Annotated in this window: 15 protein-coding genes and 1 pseudogene; 7 read left to right on the forward strand and 9 right to left on the reverse strand. The window is 67.8% G+C overall.

Annotation, left to right across the window (positions count from 1 at the left end; translation table 11 throughout):
- Position 1: 1 nt before the first annotated feature.
- Positions 2 to 1,240 (forward strand): glycosyltransferase, encoded by a 1,239-nt coding sequence (locus tag A5790_RS05875; protein WP_064420034.1) that lies wholly within the window; start codon positions 2 to 4, stop codon positions 1,238 to 1,240.
- A gap of 5 nt (positions 1,241 to 1,245) precedes the next feature.
- On the opposite strand, the gene A5790_RS05880 is transcribed toward A5790_RS05875, so the two are convergent.
- The 4 genes from A5790_RS05880 to A5790_RS05895 all read right to left on the reverse strand — a co-directional run bounded on the left by A5790_RS05880 (position 1,246) and on the right by A5790_RS05895 (position 6,609).
- Positions 1,246 to 2,739, reverse strand: a complete 1,494-nt coding sequence (locus tag A5790_RS05880; protein WP_064420035.1) for a dynamin-like GTPase family protein — start codon at positions 2,737 to 2,739, stop codon at positions 1,246 to 1,248.
- A gap of 79 nt (positions 2,740 to 2,818) precedes the next feature.
- Complete coding sequence (locus A5790_RS05885) at positions 2,819 to 4,735, reverse strand: dynamin family protein (RefSeq protein ID WP_066841843.1); 1,917 nt, start codon at positions 4,733 to 4,735, stop codon at positions 2,819 to 2,821.
- Between the two features lie 99 nt (positions 4,736 to 4,834).
- Entirely contained in the window at positions 4,835 to 5,830 is a 996-nt protein-coding gene (locus tag A5790_RS05890; RefSeq protein ID WP_066841844.1) for an IniB N-terminal domain-containing protein, read from the reverse strand.
- A gap of 263 nt (positions 5,831 to 6,093) precedes the next feature.
- Positions 6,094 to 6,609: an IniB N-terminal domain-containing protein gene (locus A5790_RS05895; protein WP_066841845.1), complete on the reverse strand. Its 516-nt coding sequence runs from the start codon at positions 6,607 to 6,609 to the stop codon at positions 6,094 to 6,096.
- A gap of 232 nt (positions 6,610 to 6,841) precedes the next feature.
- Here A5790_RS05895 and A5790_RS05900 point away from each other — a divergent pair, with 232 nt between their 5' ends.
- The 6 genes from A5790_RS05900 (at position 6,842) to A5790_RS05925 (ending at position 18,782) form a co-directional block, all read left to right on the forward strand.
- A complete protein-coding gene (locus A5790_RS05900) occupies positions 6,842 to 8,620 on the forward strand; it encodes an Hsp70 family protein (protein ID WP_066841858.1) in 1,779 nt (592 codons plus the stop codon).
- Between the two features lie 4 nt (positions 8,621 to 8,624).
- The gene (gene iniR / locus A5790_RS05905) at positions 8,625 to 11,165 is read left to right on the forward strand and encodes an isoniazid response ATPase/transcriptional regulator IniR (protein WP_066841846.1); all 2,541 of its coding nucleotides are present in this window, start codon (positions 8,625 to 8,627) and stop codon (positions 11,163 to 11,165) included.
- Between the two features lie 106 nt (positions 11,166 to 11,271).
- Positions 11,272 to 12,984: an Hsp70 family protein gene (locus tag A5790_RS05910; RefSeq protein ID WP_066841847.1), complete on the forward strand. Its 1,713-nt coding sequence runs from the start codon at positions 11,272 to 11,274 to the stop codon at positions 12,982 to 12,984.
- 136 nt (positions 12,985 to 13,120) lie between these two features.
- Positions 13,121 to 16,204, forward strand: a complete 3,084-nt coding sequence (locus A5790_RS05915) for a 4Fe-4S dicluster domain-containing protein (protein WP_066841848.1) — start codon at positions 13,121 to 13,123, stop codon at positions 16,202 to 16,204.
- Between the two features lie 46 nt (positions 16,205 to 16,250).
- The gene (locus tag A5790_RS05920; RefSeq protein ID WP_066841849.1) at positions 16,251 to 17,525 is read left to right on the forward strand and encodes a pyridoxal phosphate-dependent aminotransferase; all 1,275 of its coding nucleotides are present in this window, start codon (positions 16,251 to 16,253) and stop codon (positions 17,523 to 17,525) included.
- Between the two features lie 21 nt (positions 17,526 to 17,546).
- Positions 17,547 to 18,782 (forward strand): YibE/F family protein, encoded by a 1,236-nt coding sequence (locus A5790_RS05925; RefSeq protein WP_066841850.1) that lies wholly within the window; start codon positions 17,547 to 17,549, stop codon positions 18,780 to 18,782.
- On the opposite strand, the gene A5790_RS05930 is transcribed toward A5790_RS05925, so the two are convergent.
- The 5 genes and pseudogenes from A5790_RS05930 to A5790_RS25935 form a co-directional block, all read right to left on the reverse strand.
- The gene (locus tag A5790_RS05930) at positions 18,779 to 19,522 is read right to left on the reverse strand and encodes a maleylpyruvate isomerase family mycothiol-dependent enzyme (RefSeq protein ID WP_066841859.1); all 744 of its coding nucleotides are present in this window, start codon (positions 19,520 to 19,522) and stop codon (positions 18,779 to 18,781) included. The genes A5790_RS05925 and A5790_RS05930 overlap by 4 nt on opposite strands.
- A 14-nt stretch (positions 19,523 to 19,536) precedes the next feature.
- A complete protein-coding gene (locus A5790_RS05935; RefSeq protein WP_066841851.1) occupies positions 19,537 to 19,890 on the reverse strand; it encodes a VOC family protein in 354 nt (117 codons plus the stop codon).
- 33 nt (positions 19,891 to 19,923) lie between these two features.
- Positions 19,924 to 21,234, reverse strand: coding sequence for a cytochrome P450 (locus A5790_RS05940; protein ID WP_231987616.1), 1,311 nt, complete (start codon positions 21,232 to 21,234; stop codon positions 19,924 to 19,926).
- A gap of 46 nt (positions 21,235 to 21,280) precedes the next feature.
- Entirely contained in the window at positions 21,281 to 22,609 is a 1,329-nt protein-coding gene (locus A5790_RS05945; protein ID WP_066841852.1) for a UDP-glucose/GDP-mannose dehydrogenase family protein, read from the reverse strand.
- Positions 22,610 to 22,686: 77 nt separating this feature from the next.
- A pseudogene (locus tag A5790_RS25935) lies at positions 22,687 to 23,098 on the reverse strand (hypothetical protein); the annotation flags it as partial.

Consider the following 23,098-nt stretch of genomic DNA (forward strand, 5'->3'; position numbering starts at 1 on the left):
GATGGCCACAATCTTGGCATACACATCCCCCGCGCTGGGGCACATGATGCCGATCAGCGCACTCTGCATCGAGTTGTCGCGCCGCGGCCACACCATCCATCTCCGCACGCTGTCCAGCGTGGTCCACATGGCCACACGTCTGGGTTTCGACTCCGCCCCAATTGACCCCCGCATCGAAAGCATCCCGCTCGGCGACGGCAACACGACCGATCCTCGCCGAGCCCTGAAGGTCGGTGTCGCGGCCTTCGGTCGACGCGCCGCGCACGAAGTCACCGACCTCGCCGCCGCGATCGATGGCGTCAAGCCCGATGCTCTACTGATCGATGTGAATTGCTGGGGGGCGCGCTCGGCAGCCGAGGCCGGTGAAATCCCATGGGCGTGCTTCTCGCCGTACACACCGCCTATGCGGTCCCGCGAAGTACCACCCTTCGGGTTAGGCCTCAAACCGATGCAAGGAATCGTCGGTCGGGCCCGTGATTCGCTGATAGAAGCAGTAGTCACTAAATCCATCGAAAAGATGATGTTGCCGTCGATCAACAGTATCCGTGCCGATGTAGGCCTACCACCGGTGACGACGACCGATGAGTACCTGCGTCGGGCACCGCTGATGTTTGTCGCCTCTGGCAAGCCGTTCCAGTATGAGCAGACCGATTGGGGTGATGCGGTCCATATGATCGGGCCCTGCGCACTCGACCCGGCCTCGGACGCCAGTGCCGACTGGACGGAGTCGATCGACCAGCCGCTAATCCTCGTCGCGACGTCGTCGGAAGCGCAAGCCGACACCGACCTCGTTGCGACAGCGCTTGTAGCGTTAGCCGATGAGCCGGTGCATGTGGTGGCTACCGTCCCGACTGGACCGCCGAAGAACATGAGCATTCCGCCGAACGCGACGGTGTGCGGAATGGTCCCTCACAAAGCAGTCCTGAACCGAGCCGTGTGCGCGATCACGCACGGCGGAATGGGTGTGACACAGAAGGCACTCCAGCACGGCGTACCGGTGTGCGCAGTGCCCTTCGGACGCGACCAGTTCGAGGTTGCAAGGCGCGTCGAAGTGGCGAGATGCGGCACGCGACTGCCCGCGAAGAAGTTGTCAGCGGCACGGCTGCGCCTCAAAGTTCGCGAAGCCATGGCGATGACCGCGGGTGCCAAGCGGGTCGCAGCGGGATTCGCGGTGACCGGGGGAACATCGTTCGGCGCCGACCTGTTCGAGCAACGAATACTCGGCGGCTCCGGTCGTTGACGCTCTTACCGCCCGCGCGCGGCGTAACCGGCCACCAACGCCTCCGCGCTGCGGACCGCCGCCCGGCACGCCCTGGTGGTGAACGGGTCGTTCAACGGATGCTCTGCACGCCTGCGCCAGCGTTGTGCGGCCGCGAACGCCGCGCGCGGTCCGTCGTAGGGGTTGTCCGGCTGCAGGCCGAGCCTGCTGGCCGCGTCGGTACCCGAACCGCCGATGATCCGTCGCAGCGAGGCCATCTCGTCGTCGTTCAACGTCGTTGGCCGCGAACGTAACTGGCTCAGTAACCGGAGCTCTTCGAACGCGTGCGTGTCCGCGAGCAGCGGGTCGATGTCGGCCAGTATGTAGGGCGTTGCATAGATCGGGTTGGCCTGGACGAACTGCCGTAGCGACAGCAACGCGGTGTGCGCCTTGAGCAGATCCGACCGCTGCCCGAACTGCTGATCGATGACCTCCCGCAACGCCACCAGTCCGCTGCGCTCCAACAATTCGTCGGCCAGCGCCACCGAATCGCTGACACCGGCGCGCAGCACCGCGATCGAAATGCGGATCCCGAACATGCCGAACCGGTCCAGCAGTGCGGCCCGCGTCGCCGCATCCACCGGCAACTGGCTGTCGTCGCGGACGAAGCGGTCGACCGACAGCATCGCCTTGGTCAGCTCGGCGGCGTCCACCGCCGCCAACTTCTCCAGCGCGACGAACTCGCTCTGCCGCAGCGTCCGTGCCGTCAACGCCAGCAGGCCGGACACCGGAACCACTGCCTGACACGTCCCGGTCCGCTCCATCTCGGCGGTGAACCGCGTCGCGACGTCCTTGGCCGACAGCATCGCATCGATGCGCCCTGCCCCGATCTCGTCGGCGCGAGAGGCCACGCCGATCACGCCCAACGCGCCCGCGGATCCGCCGACCAGCTCGCCGATCTGCTTGAGCAGCGCGATATCGGCGGCGTTCAGCGTCCGCAACAGAAAGACCACCGCATCGACCCTTGGCACCCCGTCCGCGGGTACGAGCAGGCGCAGGGTGCGCTCCGAGACGTCGCGGGACAGCGACGACGTACCCGGAGTGTCGATGATCGTGGTGTCGATCAGCTCGGCGGCCGGCCACTCCACATCGAGGTCGACGATGTCCTCGGGGTCGAGCGTGGCGAAGTCGAACGTCAGCCCGCCCTCGTTGGGATCGCGCCCGATCGGCACGTTGGATCGCCTGCCGCCGCGATGATTCGCGGTCACCTTCGGAGTGGGACCGTGCCGGAACCACGTCACAATGCGGGTGGCCTCAGTGGCGTCGGTCGGCGCAATGTCCTCGCCCACAAGCGCATTCACCAACGTGGACTTGCCCGCCTTGAGCGTGCCGGCCAGCGCGATCCGGATCGGCTGGTTGAGCCGACCGCCGATGCGCTCGAGCTCGTTGTGCACATCGGGGCGATAAGCGTAAGCAGGATCGGCCTGGTACGCCTGGATGGTTCCACCCAGGATCGCGCGTACCTGGTCGCTCGTGCTCATCTCGCGCTGCCCACCAATGCTCCTGCCTGCTCTCCGGCGTTCGGCGATGGCCAAGAGTCCAGCTTAGGCACCGCCGCGGCTACGTGGTCTTGACGGGTTCAGGCGCGGATTCGGGTGGCATCAGTTTGGTGGCGTGATCGGTGACCTGATTGAGGATGTTCAGCTGGCGCTCGAGTTCCTTGATCCGGCCGCTGCGTTCGGCCTCCTGCACCTGCGCGGCGGCGATGGTCGCCTGCAGCGACTCGTTGAGTGATCGAGAGGTCTGGTTGGCGATGCCGCGGTAGTGGTCGCGCAGCTGCCGCTGGATCGCCTTGAGCCGATCGCGCGATTCCTTGCCGACCGCGAACTGCGTGTCGTCAAGGAAGCGGCGGGTGTTGGTCTTGGCTTCGTTGCGGACCCGCAGCATCCGGTTCTCCATGTTCTCGCGGTACGCCGTGCGCCCCATCAGCAGACCCGCCCCCAGCGAGATCGGGTTGAACATGCCCAGACCCGCGAACGACGTCATCATGCCGAACATCAGGACGCCGCCGTACGAGCCCTGCATCCCCATGGTCAGCTTGCGCCCCGCACGGACCGGCCTGGCCTCCAGCTTGCCCACAGACTTCATCTCCCCGAGGCTGGCGCCCATCCGGCTGGGGTCGAGCTGGGGCATGCTGACCGCGTCGAGGCCCGCCTCGACGAACGTGCGCGCGACATCTGCGGCCAGCGCCTCGGCCCGTTGGTACGCCCAGACGAAGTTGTCGCCAACGGCCGTGGCGACCGCGTTCTCGAGTTCGGCTCCGATTTCGGCCCAGTGATGCGTCGGGTCGCAGGTGTCGATGACCTTCTCGATGTGTTGGCCGATGATGCGGAACCGCCCGCGCAGGTCGTGGTCGACATCGGCGGTCAGATCGGCGATCCCGTCGTTGAGCACCTGCTGCCACAATGCTGTCTGCTGCAACGCATCCTGGGCCTCCTGCTTGCGCCGTTCGAGGTCCTCCTTGAGCCGATCCCGCGTGTCGGGGTCGTTGAGTGCGGACAGCTCGGCCTTGACCTTGAGCGTCAAATGTTCGGCAGCCAAATAGATCTCGTTGACGACATGGTCGCGGATCCGCCCGTTCTGTAGCGCCAGCACCTGCTCACTCAGGAACTTCACGATGGCCGGGAAGTTCGACTCTTCGTTGAGTTCCTTGTCGTTGAGCGCGATCGCGTGGCTGCGCAGCAGCGAGGAGGCCGGGATCATCGGGACGGTGACACCCGCGCGTTGCAGGTGTGCCTTGTTGGCCTCGACGATCTGGCGCCAGTGCGGGTAGAGATCGGTCTTGGTCGCGACTATCGTGGCGACAGGGCAGATCTCGAAGGCCTGCCGCATGAACGTCATCTCGGGTTCGGTGAACTCCTGGCTGGTGTCACTGCACATCAGCAAGGCATCGGCGTCGGGCAGCAGGCCCAGCGTCGCCGACAGATGTGGTTGACCGTGCCCGCCGACGCCGGGGGTGTCGACGAACGCGAGCCCGTTCTTGAGCAGCGGGCTGGCCGCGGTCACCTCGACCCGGATCACCTCACGCCCGTGGGCTTGCGGCGCCCGGCGCAGATCGTTTTTGATGTCGGCCATCGAGATCTCGACGGCCTCGGGTTCCTCGCCCTCGCCGCGCGCCACGATCAGCTTGGCGGCGGCGGTCTCGCCGTAGGTCACCACGGTCGGCAGCACCGTGCTCTCGTCGTCACCGACCCGCGAGACAGGAACGTTCAGCAGCGAGTTCAACAGCTGGCTCTTGCCTTGTTTGAGCTGTCCGGCGATCACCACCCGGATCTGCGGGTCGGTGATGCGGTCCTTGGCCTTGGCCAACCGCTCGACCAGATCAGCGCGATCGTTGGCGTCGGCGATCCTGCTGGTGTGGTCGATCAGCTCGACGATGACCCTTGTTTGTTTGGCCGGCTCGCCGGCCGAAGTCTGTTTGGCCGGCTCGCCGGCCTTTGTTTGTCTGGCCGGTCGTGGGTCGTTGCCTTGGGTCATGAAGTCCTCGCGTCCGGGTGGGCCGGTGAGTCAACGGTAGACGTGCCGACTGGCGGGGATCGTGGTTTGATCCCCGCCAGCGGCGTTGTGTGGTTGGGCTCAGAACAGGCCGGTGTCGACGGTGGTGTCCACATCGACATCGGTGTTGACCTGACCGGAGTTGTCAGTCGAATTGTCTTGTCCGGAGTTGTCGACCGAGTTGTCGACCGAGTTGTCCACCGAGTTGTCCTCGATGCTCGACCCGCCCGAGATGCCGCCGGTCACACTGCCGTCGATATCGCCGACATTGGTCTGGTTGCCATCGACATTGGTGGTGGTCGTGTCGTTGTCGTTGATTACGATCCCGCCACCCGAGCCGCCGGCCCCACCGGTGGCGTTGCCGCCGTCATTGCCGACCCCGATCAGGCCGCCACCGCCGTCACCGCCCGAGGCGCTGCCGCCGCTGCCACCGCTCATGTCGACGTCGTTGATCACCGGGCCCTCGTTGTCGGAGATGATGTCGCCGCCGGCGGTCTGGTCTCCGCTGTCGTCGATCTCATTGTCCTCGCCGATGTTGACGTTGGAGTCCTCGATGTCACCGGTGTTGACGTTTTCGTTGTCATCGCCGACGACGTTGCCGTCACCCTCGACGTTGGTGGCATCGATATCGCCTGCGGTGCCGGTGTTGACCACCCCGCCGTCGGTGGCGGTGTTGGTGGTCTTGTCACCGAAGGTGATGTCACCGAACTCCAGCCCGAAGTTGCCGATGCCCTGCTGCTGGTCCTCACCGGCGTGGTTGACCGTGTTGGTCTCCGGGCTCAAGAACCGGGTGTCGTTATGGCTGAGGGTGTCGTTGTTGGACAACACCTCGGTCTGCCGCTGCGGGGCGAACGCGATCCCGTGCGTCTGGGCCACCGCCTGCTGCAGCCCCACCACCGGATCACCACCCCCATGCACCACCGCCGCAGGCGCCACGGTGGCCGCCACGGCCTGCACCTGGGCGGCCGAGACGTTGCCGAAGCCGGCCTGGTGCAGTTCGCGGTCGGGGTCCGCCACGAACGCGGCGGCGGAGACAGGGTCGCGGAACAGGTTCAGAAACCAGTCGATGAGGTTCATGTCGGATCCTTTCGAAGATGTTGGTCTTGGTCTGGTCGCCGGGCTGTCCGGCGAGCTGAGAACCACGTTATGGCCGCCGCGACGCCCCTGAAACGGGGTCGCGACCCCTCCCTGCACAGCACCGTCCCGGGATCGGACTAGGGGTTCGGTTAGGGGATTAGGGGATGGCTCGGGAATCGGCCGAAAGGTCCGCATTCTCGAGCCGAAACGGCAAAAAATGCGCGGCCCCTCAAGGGGCCGCGCATTCCTTCGGTTCAGGTTTGTCAGTCGAAGATGTCGAATCCGCCCGCGTCGATGTCGAGCTGCTGCACATCGGCGAGCGCGTCGCTGAAGTCGTCGCTGGTTACAACGTCGTCGACGACGTCCTCGATCACCGGCTGGTCCAACTGCAACGCGGTGTCGTCGGCGTCGGCGACGCTCGGGACATCCGGCTCGGCGAGTTCAGGCACCCCCGGATCGGAGATCAACGCGGCGGACACGTCGTCCACCACATCGGCGGGCACGTGATCGCCGAACGCGTCGAAGGCGGCGGTGGCCGCTCCGCTGCTCCAGACGTTGCCTGCCGCTTCGGCGATACCGCCGTCCAGCGCGGTCGGAACGGTCGTCGGAAGGGCCGACATCGACTCCGACACCACCGGGATCAGGGCGTGGACATCGGCACTGGTCACGTTCGTCAGATTGGCGTCGAGAATGGCTTGATTCGGATCGGCGGCGAAACGCGCGGCTGCGTCGGGATCACGCACCACCGACATGACGAAGTCGAGTAACTCGTTGGCCATGAAACACCCTCCCTCCCTCGAACAGATATAGGTGGCTAGAGACAAGACCTAGCCGAGTGGCCTGCCACGATGCTATCGACGGTTACCGCCGCGGTGATCGGTGCAAAACCCACCTGCTCGGCCCGGTCGTTAGGGGATGCGGTGTTAGGGGATTTCCTCCCACTAGGGGCAGCTCCCGTGTCCGAAGACGTTGAGCCGCTATCGTGATGAACGGCCAAATGTAGAGGTGGAGATGAGCGACTCACTCGGGTTGTCGATCGGTTCGACCAACTTGGTGGCGGCCCGAATCGGCCGCCCCCCGGTCATGCGCCGATCGATACTCACCGTATTCGACGATCGCGCGCCGGAGGTCGGTGTACCCGCCGAAAACCCCAACCTCAACCAACCGGGCATGGTGCTGAGCGGTTTCGTCGAACGCGTCGGCGACCCGGTGCCGTTGGTCGCCGCCGATGGCTCACCTCATCGCGGAGAGCGGGTGCTGGTCGAGGCGCTCGACGCCATGGCGCGCACGGTCGGCGGTGGGGCCCCTGTCGTGATTGCGGTGCCCGCGCACTGGGGGGCGGCGACCACGGGCGCGCTGCGGGGCGCCCTGCGGGCGGCGCCGGGCCTGGCTCCCGACGGGGTGCAGCCTGCGCTGGTGCCCGATTCGGCGGCCGCGCTCGCCGCACTGCAGGCCGCGCCGGGGTTGCCGTCGAGCGGTGTCGTAGTGCTGTGCGATTTCGGCGGCAGTGGAACCAGCATCAGCCTGGCCGACGCGTCAGCCGGCTACGGCCCGATCGGGGAGACGGTCCGCTACGCGGACTTCTCCGGCGACCAGATCGACCAGCTCCTGCTCAACCACGTCGTAGCGGGCATCGCGGCGGCCAACGACGCCGACCCCGCGGGCACCGCCGCCGTCAGTTCCCTGGCCCGGCTACGCAACGAGGCCCGCGTGGCCAAGGAACAACTGTCGGCCGACACCGCCGCGGTCGTGCACGCCGACCTGCCGGGCTTCAATTCCGACGTGCGCGTCACCCGCACCGAGCTGGAGCAGCTGATCAGCGAGCCGCTCGACGGGGTGCTCAATGCCGTCCAGGAAGCTCTGCAGCGCAACAATATTCCGCCGGTAAATGTCTCGGCCGTCGCGACGGTCGGCGGCGGGGCGAACATCCCGCTGATCACCCAGCAGTTGTCGACCCGGCTGCGCGCGCCGGTCATCACCACGCCGCAGTCCCAACTCAACGTCGCTGCGGGCGCCGCGCTGATCGCCGACGCCGCCGAGGCTGCCACCGGGATGGCCGCCGTCGCCCCCGATGCCCCGACCGGGATGGCGCCGACGAGCATGTCCGCCGCAGCGTGGGCCGCCGGAGCCGCAGGCGTCGCAGCCGCCGAGTCGGCCTCCGACGGCGCAGGCTCGGCGACGTTCCGCGCCCTGGCGTGGTCGCAGGACGACTCGCCTGTCGACGAGCCGGTCCCTTATGCCGGTGAGGATTACACGTTCGAAGCGGGCGGAACCGGCGCTCGGCCCGCGATGGAGTTCGCCCACGAGGAAGAGCAATACGAGCCGGAACCCGAACCACTGCCGTGGTACCGCAGGCCGGTGGTGCTGTTCGGCGCGGCGGCCGCAGCCGCACTGCTGGCCGCCGGTGGTCTCGCCGTCACGCTGACGAGCACCACAGGTGACAGCACTCCGGTCACCGAGACCGCGACGACCTTCGAGTCGGGACCGTCGCCGGAGACGACGACTTCGGTTGCACCACAGACGGTTACCGTCACCGGAACGGATGGGCGCCCGACCACCAGCGTGGTCCCGCCACCCCCGCCCCCGGAGACGACGACAACCACGACGTCACCCACCACCACAACCACGACGACGACGACGACCACTACGACGACGACAACGACGCAACCCACCACCACGACGACGCGTCCCACGACCACGCAGCCGACGACCACCCAGCCGCCGACCACCGACCCGCCCACCACATCGGTCGAACCGGAGCCGGACATCCCCGTTCCGGACGCGCCATAGACCGATGACCGCGTCGGACCCGCGGACCGAGATCCCGCCGCCCGCACGCGAGGCGGTCGCAGGGCTGGCAGCCGCGCCGACCGAGCCGGTCAAACTACTTGTGTCGGGCGGCATCGGCACGGGCAAGACATCGGTGCTGGCCGCCGTTCGAACCGCGCTTCGGGCCGCGGGCGTAGGGGTGCTCACCCGCGTACCGCGCGCTGACGACGATCCGGCGGCCGCGGTCGTCCTCGACGATGCGCACCTGCTGGACGATCACGAACTCGGCGAACTCGCGCGACGGGTGTCGGATCTGCCTTCGACGCTCGTGGTCAGCAGCGAGCCGATCGCGCACCGCCCGGCGATGCGCGCGCTGTCCACGGCGATCGAGCGCGAGAACCCGATCATCAGCCTGGGACCGCTGCCCCCGGCCGACGTGGCAAGCCTCGTCACCGAAAAGCTCGGCGGCACACCCCCGTCCGACATGGTGCGATCTTTCGTCGTGGCGACGGCGGGCCTGCCCTTCCTGCTGCAACCGGCGATCGCGGCCGTCGTCGAACTGCAGGACGACGCGCCGGCCACCGCGGTCCTGCAGGCGGTCACGTACGCGCTGACCGAACGGCTGCGCCGCCTCGACGACGCGACACTCGACACCCTTCTGGTCACCTCTCTGAGCAGAGGCCTCGGTCCCGACGACGTCGCTGCGGCGTTACGTATGGACGCCGAGCAGGCTTACACGGTGGTCGATCGCGCCCGCGCCACCGGTCTCGCCGAGCCTTCCTACAGCCGGGCCTTCCTGCGCACCCTGCACCGATGTGTCGCTCAGATCCTCGGCGCCGCACGTCATCACGACACCGAGATCTCGCTTCTGGTGTCGCAACTCGAATCATCCACGCTCTCACCTGAATTGGCGCTCCAGATGGCCGAACACGGTCTGCGCGACGATCGGCTGGCGAGCGCGCTGGCCGACATGGCCACCCGTAGTCGCAGCCAACCGACAAGGGCGGCACGGCTTTACCGCGCCGCAGTCGATGCGGGGGCGACCACGTTGAGTCCGCGGCTTGCCGACGCGCTGGCGCTGACCGGCGACTGCGTCACCGCTGGTCGGCTCACCGATCAACTGCTCGGCTCCGACGATGCGGCCGAGAGGGCCGCCGCGGTGAGGATCGCCGCCAGCATCGCCCTGCACGACGGCAGCGCAGCACAGGCCGCGGACCTGTTTCGTTGGCTGGGCCCGTATCCCGACGCGTTCGTGAGCGCGGCGGGCGCGGTGGTGTCACTCGCCGCAGGCGACCTGTCGGCCGCTCGGACGGCGCTGTCCGCCGAGAGCGCCGGCCCGCCCACCTCCACGGCCCGAGCCGCGCGCAGCCTCGCCGACGGCCTGTTGATGTCGTTGGACGCTTCATACCCCGCAGCCGTCTCCCGGTTGGGACAGGCGATCACCGCCGACCAGCCGGCGGAAGGCGTGGCCCCCGACACCCCCGCGGCGCTGGTAACGCTGGCCGCCCTGCACGGGGGCGATCCGGTCCGGGCCCGCAGCGTGATCGCCCGTGCGGTGCGCGCCAGTCTCGAAGACGGTACGGAGGCAGCGCTTTTCGTCGCCCGAAGACACCGGCTGCTGCTGGGCTGGGTGCGGATGCAGGACGGGCAATTGCCCGCGGCGACGTCTGACGTGGCAATCGCGTGCGCGGACGCCGAGACCTCCCCGCTGCACCGCCGCGACGCGTTGTGGGCGGCCGCGCTGCAGACGGCGATCGCGCGCCGCAGCGGCGACGCCGGCGCCATGCAGAAGCACTGGTACGCGGCGGTCGAGGTGCTCGCCGAGTACTCAATGGACCTGTTCTCCCTACTGCCGCTCGGTGAACTGTGGGTGGCCGCTTCCCGCATGCGTCAGATCGACCGGCTGCAGCACACCCTCGACGAGGCCTTCGCGCTGCTCGGCTCGCTCGGTGAGCCCGTGTTGTGGTCGACTCCTCTGCACTGGGCCGGTGTGCACGCGGGCATCCTCGCCAACTCCCCGGACGCCGTCGCCCCGCACGGCCAGGCGCTGACTGCCGCGGCCACGCACAGCGCCTTCGCCAAGACGCTGGCCACTGCCGGCCGCACCTGGTTGCGGGTTCTGGCCAATCACGTCGATACCGACGAGGTCACGACGGCAGCGCGACTGCTCGCGCAGGTGGGCCTCACCTGGGACGCGACCCGGTTGGCCGGTCAGGCTGCGCTGCAGACCCCCGATGGCCGGGTGTCGGGCGCGATGCTGCAGCTCGCGCGGGACCTGAAGCAGACCGTCGCACCCGACGACGCACCCGGATCCGATCAACTCGCGGCGCCGGAGACCGCCCGGACCGGCTCGGCGCGTCCCGCGTCGTCTCGGCTGTCCGACCGCGAGCGCGAGGTCGCCGAACTGCTGCTCCTCGGTATGCCCTACCGCGATATCGGGACACAGTTGTTCATCTCGGCGAAGACCGTCGAACACCACGTCGCCCGAATCCGCCGTCGTCTCGGCGCCGAATCCCGCTCCGAGATGTTGTCGATGCTGCGGGCCATGTTGTCTCCGCAGTCGTGATCCCCCAGCGCGCCGCCATCCCCTAACGGCAATCCCCTAACCGCCGTGTCCGACGACGGGTCCGGCACCGGATTCGCCCGCCTGCGGAGCGCCATAGCGTCATGCCATGTTCAATCACCAGGCAACTCCGGACCGGCCGCTGGGTGTTTCGGTCGGCGCGACCTACCTCGCCGCGACCAGTGACGGACACGCCGCGGTGATCCGGCCTTCCGAGCTCACGCTGCACGGGCAGCGACTCACCGGGTTCGTCGACCGCATCGGCGACCCGGTTCCGCTCATCGCCTCCGACGGCTCCGCCCATCGCCCCGAGCAACTGCTCGCCGAAGCGTTGCGCACGCTCACTCAGTCGGCCGAGGACATCACGGTCGCCGTACCCGCGCACTGGCGTCCGTCGGTCGCCGACTCCTTGCGCCACGCCCTGGGCGGCGACGTGCCGGTGGTGTCGGACGCGACCGCCGCTGTGGCCGCGCTGAACGCCGAACCCGGGCTGCCCTCTCGCGGCGTCGTCGTGCTCTGCGACTTCGGGGGCAGCGGCACCAACATCACGCTCGTCAACGCATCCTCGGACCACGCCGTGGTCGGCGAGACCGTCCGGTTCGCCGATCTTTCCGGCGATCTGGTGGATCAGGCGCTGATGGCACATGTGATGGCTCCGTTGGCTGCTGACACCGACCCGCCCGGAACGGCTGTCGTCGGTTCGCTGGCGCGGCTACGCGACGAGTGCCGCGCCGCCAAGGAGCGGTTGTCGGCCCACACCGCGACGGCCGTCGCCGTCGCTCTGCCTGGACACCACGCGGACGTCAGGGTCACCCGCGCCGAGCTCGAGGGGCTCATTCAGCGGCCGGTCACGGATTTCCTTGCCGCGGTGGATGAAACGCTTGAACGCTACGGGGTTCCGGACGCCGCGGTTTCGGCGGTGGCGACCGTCGGCGGCGGCGCACGCATCCCTCTGCTCACGCAGAAGCTGTCTGAACACCTGCGGGTACCGGTGGTGACCACCGCGCGGCCGCAATTGGCCGCCGCCGTCGGGACCGCTCTGATCGCCCAGCGCCGGCGCGTCGTCGACCCGGAGACCACGCTCGCGCCCGCCGGGATCGATGAAGCCACCGTCCGGGTCGAGGCCGGACCGTCGTCGGCCACGTTCGGCGCGCTGGCCTGGTCCGAAGACGACCAGCAGGATGCGCCCCTGCCCTTCACCGATTCGCGCCCCGAACTTCACTTCGAGCATGAGCAGTGGCAGGAGGAGGCGGCGGCACCGCGACGCTCCCCGCTCATCCTGTTCGGCCTCGCGGCGGCCGCCGCGGTGGTCACGACGGCCCTGTTCGGCTTCACGCAGTTGCGCGGCGACACCGCCACCCCGGTCGAGGCGGCGACCGTCCTCAGTCCCGCGGCCACGCCACCCCCCACGCCTGCGGCGCCGGCTCCCACTCCAGTACCCCCGGCGCCGCAGGCCCCTCAACTCACCACGGTCGTCGTGCAACCCGCGCAGCGATCGTCCACACCCCAGCACCGCAGCCCGCGCCCGGCACCGGCCGCGCAGATGGCGCCCGCAGCACCGCCCTGGACACCCACGCCACCGACGAGCGCCCATCCGTCACCGGAACCCGAGACCCCACCGTCCAACCCTGAGCCGCCGGCCGACCCTGAGCCGCCGACCGATCCGCAGACCCCTCCCGTGGCCGACCCCCCACCGATCGATCCGGGACCCGGCAACGGCACCCCATCTCCCGATGGTGATCCCGTCGACCCGGATTCGAGCGGCGAGCAAACGGGTACCGACACCGTGCCCGACGAGTCCAGCCCGACCGACGGTGCGTAGTTAGGACAACCTTCGTAGCGGTGTTTCCCTTGGAGATGCAACTATGACTCCCGGGCTTGAGCAGGCCTGAGTTAAGTTACCCACCGGTAACTTACGGTAAGTTACCCTCGGGTAACTTGAGAATGGGAGGCGCGCGGTGGATACGCAGATGCTGATCAGGCTCGTCGTCGGGCTAGGGCTGACGGCCCTCGTTCTGGTCTTCGCCGCCAAACGCGTGCTGTGGCTGACGTCGTTGATCCGCTCCGGCGCGCCCACCAGCCCGGAGAACAACCGCAAGGACAACCTCGGCAGGCGCATCACCACTCAGATCGAAGAGGTCTTCGGCCAAACCCGACTACTTAAGTGGTCCCTGCCCGGCCTCGCCCACTTCTTCACGATGTGGGGCTTCTTCATCCTCGCGTCGGTCTACCTCGAGGCCTACGGCCTGCTCTTCGACCACGACTTCCACATCCCGATCATCGGCCGCTGGGACGTTCTGGGCTTCCTGCAGGACTTCTTCGCCGTCGCGGTGCTGCTCGGCATCATCACGTTCGCGATCATCCGGGTGAGGCAGGAGCCCAAACAGCACGGCCGCGACTCGCGGTTCTACGGATCGCACACCGGTGGTGCCTGGCTGATCCTGTTCATGATCTTCAACGTCATCTGGACCTACGCGCTGGTGCGCGGCGCCGCGGTCAACACGGACGCCCTTCCCTACGGCAACGGCGCGTTCTTCTCCCAGTTCATGGGGTGGCTGATGAGCCCGCTGGGCTACACCGCCAACTCGTGGATCGAGACCATCGCGCTGTTGGCGCACATCGCGGTGATGCTGGTGTTCCTGCTGATCGTGCTGCACTCCAAGCACCTGCACATCGGGCTGGCGCCGATCAACGTCACGTTCAAGCGGCTCCCCGACGGCCTCGGCCCGCTGCTGCCCGTCGAGTACGAGGGCAAGGAGATCGACTTCGAGGATCCGCCGGAGGACGCGGTGCTGGGCCGCGGCAAGATCGAGGACTTCACGTGGAAGGCGTACCTCGACATGACCACGTGCACCGAGTGCGGTCGGTGCCAGTCGCAGTGCCCGGCGTGGAACACCGGTAAGCCGCTGTCGCCCAAGCTCGTGATCATGAACCTGCGCGACCATTTGTTCGCCAAGGCGCCCTACATCCTCGGCGACAAGGAAACGCCGCTGGAGAACACCCCCGAGGGCGGCCTCGGCGAGGAACTGCGCGGGGAGAAGAAATCCGAGGAACATTCGCACGAGCACGTTCCCGAGTCCGGCTTCGAGCGGATCCTGGGCTCGGGTCCCGAGCAGGCCACCAGGCCCCTGGTGGGCACCGAGGAACAGGGCGGCGTGATCGACCCCGACGTGCTGTGGTCCTGCACGACGTGCGGCGCCTGCGTCGAGCAGTGCCCCGTCGACATCGAGCACATCGACCACATCGTCGACATGCGCCGCTACCAGGTGATGATGGAGTCCGAGTTCCCGGGTGAGCTCGGCGTGCTGTTCAAGAACCTCGAGACCAAGGGCAACCCGTGGGGCCAGAACGCCAAGGACCGGACGAACTGGATCGACGAGGTCGACTTCGACGTCCCGGTGTACGGCAAGGACGTGGAGTCCTTCGACGGCTACGAGTACCTGTTCTGGGTGGGCTGTGCAGGCGCCTACGAGGACCGTGCGAAGAAGACCACCAAGGCCGTGGCCGAACTGCTGGCCGCCGCCGGGGTGAAGTACCTGGTGCTCGGCGAGGGCGAGACCTGCAACGGCGACTCGGCCCGCCGCTCGGGCAACGAGTTCCTGTTCCAGCAGCTGGCCGCGCAGAACGTGGAGACGCTCAACGAGCTGTTCGAGGGCGTCGAGCGGGTGGACCGCAAGATCGTCGTCACCTGCCCGCACTGCTTCAACACGCTGGGCCGCGAATATCCGCAGGTCGGCGGCAACTTCACGGTGCTGCACCACACGCAGCTGCTGAACCGGCTGGTGCGCGACAAGAAGCTCATCCCCGTCACCCCGACCGACGGCGGGATGGACATCACCTACCACGATCCGTGCTATCTGGGCCGGCACAACAAGGAGTACTCGGCGCCGCGTGAGCTGATCGGGGCGTCCGGCGCGAAGCTGACCGAAATGCCTCGGCATGCCGACCGCGGCCTGTGCTGCGGCGCCGGCGGCGCGCGGATGTGGATGGAAGAACACATCGGCAAGCGCGTCAACACCGAGCGCACCGAGGAGGCCATGGACACCGCCTCGACCATTGCGACCGGCTGCCCGTTCTGCCGCGTGATGATCACCGACGGCGTCGACGAGGTCTCGGCGGCCCGCGAGGTGGAGAAGGCCGAGGTGCTCGACGTGGCCCAGCTGCTGCTGGGTTCGCTGGACACGAGCACCATCACGCTGCCGGAGAAGGGCACCGCGGCTAAGGAGGCCGAGGAGCGCGCAGCCCGGCTCGCCGCAGAGGCGCCCGTGGAGGAAGCGCCCACCGAGGCAGGGGAAGAGGCGCAGGCCGAACCGGAGCCCAAGGTCGAAGCCGCTACGGCCACCGAGACCAAACCCGTCAAGGGCCTCGGAATCGCCGGCGGCGCCAAGCGTCCGGGCGCCAAGAAGGCTGCCGCCCCTGCGGGCGACAAGCCGGCGGCCGACGAAAAGCCCGCTGCCGCAGCGGCACCCGCGAAGGGGCTCGGTATCGCTGCCGGCGCCAAGCGGCCCGGCGCCAAGAAAGCCGCACCAGCCGCGCAGGCAGCGTCCGCGGAGTCGGATGCCCAGGCCGAATCAACAGCGGGGGCCAAGCTGGAGCCCGAGGTCAAGGGTCTCGGCATCGCGGCAGGCGCCAAGCGGCCCGGGGCGAAGAAGAAGACCCAGGCCGCGTCCCCCAACGAGGGCGAGGCGACTGTCACCCAACCGCCGAACGTCGATCCGGACAAGGCGGAGCCTGGAGCCAAGACCGACACCGCCGACTCGGATCGGGGTCTGGACTCCAAGCCCGAACCTGAGGTCAAGGGCCTCGGCATCGCCCCGGGCGCACGCCGGCCCGGGGCCAAGAAGTCGGCCGCACCGGCACAGCCACCGGCCGAGCCGAAACCCGCTGCCGCACAACCGGAATCCAAGGAGACCGCCGACTCCGATGGCGAATCCGGTGCTGCCCCCGGGCCTTCCGGCGGAGACAACGGAGACAAGCCCGAACCACCTCCGGTCAAGGGCCTCGGAATCGCCAGAGGCGCTCGTCCCCCAGGCAAACGATGAGCCGTTGACCGGCGATTTTGGTTAATCGCTGGACAAAAGTGAGACCATGAACGACGTGACCACCCACCACGTGCCGATCCACGCCGCCGGACACGGACCGCGGCAGCGCACGTTCACGCAGTCGTCGAAGCTGCAGGACGTCCTGTACGAGATCCGCGGACCGGTGCACGAGCACGCGTCACGCCTCGAGGCCGAGGGTCATCGCATCCTCAAACTGAACATCGGCAACCCCGCGCCGTTCGGGTTCGAAGCACCGGACGTGATCATGCGCGACATCATCTCGGCCCTGCCGTATGCCCAGGGCTACTCCGACTCCAAGGGCATCATGCCCGCGCGGCGTGCGGTGTTCACCCGCTACGAACTCGTTGACGGGTTCCCGCGATTCGACGTCGACGATGTGTATCTCGGCAACGGCGCGTCCGAGTTGATTCAAATGACGTTGCAGGCGTTGCTCGACAACGGAGATCAGGTGCTGATTCCGGCGCCCGACTATCCGCTGTGGACCGCGTGCACCTCACTGGCGGGTGGCACCCCGGTGCACTACCTGTGCGACGAGACACAGGGCTGGATGCCCGATATCGCCGACCTGGAATCCAAGATCACCGAGCGCACCAAGGCGATCGTCGTGATCAATCCGAACAACCCGACCGGGGCGGTGTATACGCGCGAAATCCTCACCCAGATCGCGGATTTGGCGCGCAAGCACGAGCTGCTGCTGTTGTCCGACGAGATCTACGACAAGATCCTCTACGACGATGCCGACCACATCGCGACGGCATCGGTGGCACCCGATGTGCTGACCCTGACCTTCAACGGCTTGTCCAAGGCATACCGGGTGGCGGGTTACCGGGCGGGTTGGCTGGTGATCACCGGACCGAAGGAGAACGCCACCAGCTTCATCGAGGGAATCAGCCTGCTCGCCAACATGCGGCTGTGCCCGAATGTTCCTGCACAGCATGCGATCCAGGTCGCCCTCGGCGGATATCAAAGCATCGACGACCTCGTCTTACCCGGGGGTCGCCTGCTCGAGCAGCGCGACGTGGCCTGGCAGATGCTCAACGAGATCCCCGGGGTGTCCTGCGTGAAACCGCAAGGGGCGTTGTATGCGTTCCCCCGCCTGGACCCCGAGGTCTACGACATTGTCGACGACGAGCAGCTGGTCCTGGATCTGCTGTTGCAGGAGAAGATCCTGGTCACCCAGGGCACCGGGTTCAATTGGCCGACACCGGATCACCTGCGCATCGTGACGCTGCCGTGGGCCCGCGAGCTGTCCAATGCCATCGAACGGCTGGGCAACTTCCTGGTCAGCTACCGGCAGTAGCGTCCTTCTAGGCTGTTGTCCGTGGCGCACTCACACGGACACTCCCACTCCCCTACCGGCCCGGCACCGCTGGGGCCGATCGCCGCGAAGGTAGTCGTCGGTCTGCTGATCGCCATCGGAGTGGCCGTCCTGGCGGGAACGGCATGGCTGTGGCCCAGCCAGCAGAAGACCGACATCCCGCTGCCGTTTCAAAACGCCGAGGGCGGCGCCGTCACCACCGAATCTGGGCTGGTCCGCTCGAGCAGTACCGCGACGTGCGGCAGCCCGTCAGTCGGTCAGGTGCTGACCGCCGATCCAATTCCGGCGACGGGCGGCGGCGCCGAGTGCGTGCGGACGTTGATCGAGATTCAGTCCGGGCCCAACAAGGGCGCGGCGACCGTGCTCGAATTCAGCGGTGGCCCCGGCCAACCCAATCTCGCGGCCGGCGACGACGTCAGGATCACCCGTCAGGTCGATGCGACCGGCACCACCACCTACTCGTTCTACGACTACGAACGGACATGGCCGCTCGTCGCGCTGGCTGTGGCGTTCGCCGTGGTGGTGGTCGCGGTCGCCCGGTGGCGGGGGTTTCGCGCCCTCATCGGCATCGTGGTCGCGTTCCTCGTGTTGGTGGTGTTCATGCTGCCTGCGCTACGCGACGGCGCCGCGGCCGTGCCCGTCGCGCTGGTGGCTTCGGCGCTGATCCTCTACGCCGTCATCTACCTGGCCCACGGCGTGAGCCTGCGGACCAGCGCGGCCCTGCTCGGAACACTCACGTCGCTGCTGCTCGCCGCGCTCCTCTCCTGGGGCGCAATCGAATTGGCTCACCTCACCGGTCTCTCAGAGGATCGTAACAACGAGGTCGCCGCCTACCTGGGCAACGTATCGATCACCGGCCTGCTACTGGCCGGGTTCATCATCGGATCGCTCGGCGTGCTCAACGACGTCACGGTCACCCAGGCCTCGACGGTGTTCGAGCTGGCCGAGCTCGAGGGCAGCTCGCGGCGGACGATCTATTCGGGCGCGATGCGGGTGGGACGCGACCACATCGCGAGCACCGTCTACACGCTGGTGCTGGCGTATGCGGGCAGCGCATTGCCCCTGCTGCTGTTGTTCAGCGTGGCCAACCGGGCCTTGGGCGACGTGCTCACCAGCGAGAGTGTGGCCATCGAGATCGCCCGCTCGGCGGTCGGGGGCATCGCGCTGGCGTTGTCGGTGCCGCTTACGACGGGCATCGCCACGGTACTGGCGACGCCCGCGCGCGCCCGACGCGACTAGAAGCCGGTGCGCTCCAACCACGCGTCCCATACCGCGGCGTCCCCGAATACCTCGATGCCGGCGTCGGCGGCCGCGCGCCGGCGCGTGATCGCCAGCAGCAGATCGGTGGCGCTGCCGCGCAGCGCGGTGTCGGCCTTGCTGTGATTGTGCGACCACCAGACGCCGTCCTCGTCGTGGACGATGGTCCACTCCCCGGTCGGGCCCAGCCCCTCGTCGGTGGCGTGCATGTGGATGCTTCTGCCGTGATCCAGCGCGGGTTGCGCGCCGGCACCAACCATCAGTTCGACCCATTCGCTGATCGCGTCGGCTGCCAGCTCGGGCGGTGGGTTGTAGGCGGCCCCGATGGCCAGCGCCGCATCCGCGTGGTGCACGGCGACCTCGTGTAACCGTCGGCGGATCCACCAACCCGCGGGCCGCGGGCCGCGGAAGGTCCAAACCCTGGTCGCCGCCCCCGCGCGCTCGACCGCATCGACCACCAGTTGCGCGCCCTGGTTGAACCAGTCGATCGCCCCGTCGGTGTCGTCGGGTGGTTTGCCGTCGCGCACCTCGCGCGGATCCAGCGCCGACATCCGGCGTTCGGCGATGATCCGCGCGGCCCATCGGTTTCCGCGACCGACGTGGCGGAACAGTTGTCTGAGCGTCCAGTCGGGGCAGGTCGGCACCGGTGTCGAGGGGTCTGCACTGCGGATCAGTTCCCCGAATTCGCGGGTCTGGTCGAGCAGCGCGGCTCGGAAATCCACGCCCACGAACGTACTCAATACTCGACGCGGAAACCCCCGATAATGCCGATCTCGTTGCCGTCGGGATCCTCGATCTTCGACAACCGCACACCCTTACTGGCCGCGACGATTTCACCGGGATCGAGGCCGCGGTCACGCAGTCCGGCGAGGTGGCGCTCCAGGTCGTCGACGGCGAAGTTGAGCAGACCACTTCCGGCGCGCTGGGGATCGCTGAACACCTGGACCCAGGCGCCGGGGCGCACCTGCCACTCGACCAGCGTGGGCATCGGGTTGTTGTCGGCCGGACGGCCGAAGAAATCGGCGTACCACCGGCCGCTGACCTCGACGTCAGTCACGGGGACGACCGCCAGCACATGATCAACCGACATGAATTCCTCCGTTCTTCGAAGGGGCAGACCCCGTCAGGCCGGTGAACTAATCGTCGAGCGTGCGGTCCCCAGGGCGATGGGCAGCGACGCCCACCCCCTCAGCACCCGCGTCTCGCGCCTGCTGCCCTCAGCGGCCAGTCGCGCATCGGGAAAACGTTCGAAGAACGCCCGCAGTCCGACCTCGCCCTCAGCGCGGGCCAGGGCAGATCCCAGACAGAAATGCCTGCCCCCGGAGAACGACAGATGTCGTCCGGCGTTCTCCCGCTCGAGGTCGAAGCGGTCCGGGTCGTCGAACACCTTGGGGTCGCGGTTGGCGCCTGCGATGTAGATGAGCACCGCCCTGCCCCGCGGGATCCGGTGGCCCGCGATCTCGGTGTGCTTCGTCGACCTGCGCGCGGTGAGTTGCACGGGCGGGTCCAGTCGCAGGATCTCCTCGACGGCAGTCGCCCAGAGTTCGGGTCGCTGCGCCAGGGTCTCGAGGTGCTGCGGGTGGTCGAGCAGCATGCGGATTCCGTTGCTCAGCAGGTTGACCGTCGTCTCGAATCCTGCGGCCAGCACGAGGCCCGCGGTAGCCATCAGTTCCTGCTGGTTGAGTTGGGCGCCCTCGTCGGAGGCCGCGATCAGCTGGCTCATCAGGTCGTCGCCGGGGTTGCGTCGCAGCCCTTCGAGGTGCCCGGACAGCCAATCGTTGAAGCCGACCACGCTGCGGTAGACGGTGCGGTACTGCGGCCAGGTCAGGCCGATGTCGAGGCTGGCCGCACCGCGCTCGCCGAACTCCAGGACCCGTGACCGGTCGGCGTCGGGAACGCCGAGGATGTCACCGATCACCGCGACCGGTAACTGGGCGCAATAGCGGTCGACGATGTCGACGGTTCCGGCTTGCGCGAGTTCATCGAGCAGAGAGTCGGCGGTCTCCTGCACCCGGTCCCTCAGCGCGGCAACGGCTCTGGGGGTGAACACCGAGGACACCAGTTTGCGGTACCTGGTGTGGTCGGGTGGCTCCACCGACAGCATCGAGGGCGGTTCCAGCGGGTGTAGGAGGCCGGAGTTCGTGCGGTCCGCCACCCAGCGCAAGGGCTTGGGCAGATTCGACCCGATCGGCATGACCTCGAAGTCCTCGGACCGCAGCAGATCGCTGCCGATCTCGTGGTCGACGGTGAGGTGCACGATGGCGGCCTCCACGACCGGCCCTTGTGCCCGCAGTTCGTCGGCGAACGCCACGGGGTCAGCGCGTACGGCGGGATCTGCGATCATCCGGCCCTGCGGGTCGCCACGCCGGGCAAGCAACTTCGACACGCCACGCACGAAGCCGTGCAGTGCCAGCCACCGGATCCGGTTTCGGATTGGGTCCGTTCGCCGACCCGGACGAATCGGTTCCACGAGCCAAAGCCTACCGACTGGTGCTCCTTCCGAGGCACAACACCCGCCAGCCCGCCCCCGCCCACCGGTCGACATCGAGGCAGTTTCGGCCGTCGACAACGACTTTCGCGCGCACGACACCGACGAGATCGACGGGATCCAGTTCGACGAATTCGCGCCATTCGGTGAGGACGAGCACCGCGTCGGCCCGTTCGCACGCTTCGGCGACCGACGTCGAGTAGGTCAGCGTCGGGAACTGGCGCCGTGAGTTCTCCATCGCTTTCGGGTCGTAGACGTTGACGGTGGCACCGTTGAGTTGCAGCATCCCGGCGACGTTGAGTGCGGGCGAGTCACGCACGTCGTCGGACTCGGGTTTGAACGCGGCGCCGAGCACCGCGATATTGGCGCCGAGCAGCGATCCTTCGCACGCGGCCGTCGCCAGTTCGACCATCCTGCTGCGCCGGCGCATGTTGATGGCGTCGACCTCGCGCAGGAACGTCAGGGCGTGGTTGGCGCCGAGTTCACCGGCGCGGGCCATGAAGGCGCGGATGTCCTTGGGAAGACATCCGCCGCCGAAACCCAGGCCGGCGTTGAGGAAACGGCGTCCGATCCGCGGGTCATGCCCCAACGCGTCGGCGAGAAGCGTCACGTCCGCGTCGACGGCCTCGCAGACTTCGGAGATCGCGTTGATGAATGAGATCTTTGTGGCCAGGAACGCGTTGGCGGACACCTTGACCAGCTCGGCGGTCTGCAGATCGGTGACCAGCAGGGGGATCTGCTGATCCAGCAGCGGGGCGTACAGTTCCCGAATCGTTACTTCGGCGGCACTGGAATTCGGTTGTACGCCAAGCACGATCCGGTCGGGATGCAGGGTGTCATGCACTGCGAAGCCCTCCCGCAGGAACTCTGGGTTCCACGCCATCTCGACTTCGACTCCCGTCGGCGCCAAAGCGCGCGCCCGGGCCCCGAGTTCGGCGGCGGTGCCGACCGGCACCGTGGACTTGCCGACGATGACGGCCGACCGGCGCAGCCTCGGCGCCAGCATGTCGATGACGGCCTGTACATGTCGCAGGTCGGCGGCGAACTCCCCTTTCTTCTGCGGCGTCCCGACGGCGAGGAAGTGAAGGTCGGCAAACCCGGCGGCGGCGTCGTAGTCGGTGGTGAACGCGAGGCGCCCGGCGGATATGTTGTCGCTCAGCACTTTCCGCAATCCTGGCTCGTAGAACGGAATTTCGGCCGCAGCGAGTTTGGCGATTTTGCCGGCGTCGACGTCGACGCCGAGCACCTCGTGGCCCAACGCGGCCATCCCCGCCGCGTGGGTGGCTCCCAGATATCCCGTGCCGAAAACGGTGCACCGCATACCGCCTTGATATGCAGCCCCGATGAGCTAACCGCTACGCGACACTGATCGTGCGGCCAACGGCAGGTTACGAGTGGCTATCCGGCGCAGATGTTCAGCACGCAGATCGACCCTCCGCCGTGACCGGTGTTGCCGCCCGAGCCGCCCCTGTCGTCGTCGATGCGCGGCGACCGACCCGAGCCACTGCCGGGGTAACCGCCCGAGCCACTGCCGGGATAACTCCCCGGCTCCTTTTGCTTCGGCGGCTTCGGCGGCTTCTGCGGCTTTGGCAGCTTGGGCATTTCCGGCTCGTACTGCCACGGCGGACTCCACCTTGGTCGCGGCGGTGACCACGGCGGATTCCATGGGTTCTGGGGCCGCGGGTAGTACTGCGGCGGTGCGACCACCGGCGGCACGTACACCGGGACGGGGGCCGGAGCCACCGGGGCGGGAGCCACGGGTACCGGCGCGGGCGGCGGTGCCGCGGGCGGCTGTCTCTTATACACAACC

It is taken from the genome of Mycobacterium sp. 852002-51152_SCH6134967, assembly GCF_001667105.1.
GTDB lineage: Bacteria > Actinomycetota > Actinomycetes > Mycobacteriales > Mycobacteriaceae > Mycobacterium > Mycobacterium neumannii_A.

What these genes read in the sequence shown, in the direction of transcription:
- iniR (WP_066841846.1), top strand. Translation starts at nt 8,625, where the DNA reads ATGACCGCGTCGGACCCGCGGACCGAGATCCCGCCGCCCGCACGCGAG.
- A5790_RS05875 (WP_064420034.1), top strand. Translation starts at nt 2, where the DNA reads ATGGCCACAATCTTGGCATACACATCCCCCGCGCTGGGGCACATGATG.
- A5790_RS05945 (WP_066841852.1), bottom strand. Translation starts at nt 22,609, where the DNA reads ATGCGGTGCACCGTTTTCGGCACGGGATATCTGGGAGCCACCCACGCG.
- A5790_RS05895 (WP_066841845.1), bottom strand. Translation starts at nt 6,609, where the DNA reads ATGGCCAACGAGTTACTCGACTTCGTCATGTCGGTGGTGCGTGATCCC.
- A5790_RS05880 (WP_064420035.1), bottom strand. Translation starts at nt 2,739, where the DNA reads ATGAGCACGAGCGACCAGGTACGCGCGATCCTGGGTGGAACCATCCAG.
- A5790_RS05890 (WP_066841844.1), bottom strand. Translation starts at nt 5,830, where the DNA reads ATGAACCTCATCGACTGGTTTCTGAACCTGTTCCGCGACCCTGTCTCC.
- A5790_RS05885 (WP_066841843.1), bottom strand. Translation starts at nt 4,735, where the DNA reads ATGACCCAAGGCAACGACCCACGACCGGCCAGACAAACAAAGGCCGGC.
- A5790_RS05910 (WP_066841847.1), top strand. Translation starts at nt 11,272, where the DNA reads ATGTTCAATCACCAGGCAACTCCGGACCGGCCGCTGGGTGTTTCGGTC.
- A5790_RS05900 (WP_066841858.1), top strand. Translation starts at nt 6,842, where the DNA reads ATGAGCGACTCACTCGGGTTGTCGATCGGTTCGACCAACTTGGTGGCG.
- A5790_RS05920 (WP_066841849.1), top strand. Translation starts at nt 16,251, where the DNA reads ATGAACGACGTGACCACCCACCACGTGCCGATCCACGCCGCCGGACAC.
- A5790_RS05935 (WP_066841851.1), bottom strand. Translation starts at nt 19,890, where the DNA reads ATGTCGGTTGATCATGTGCTGGCGGTCGTCCCCGTGACTGACGTCGAG.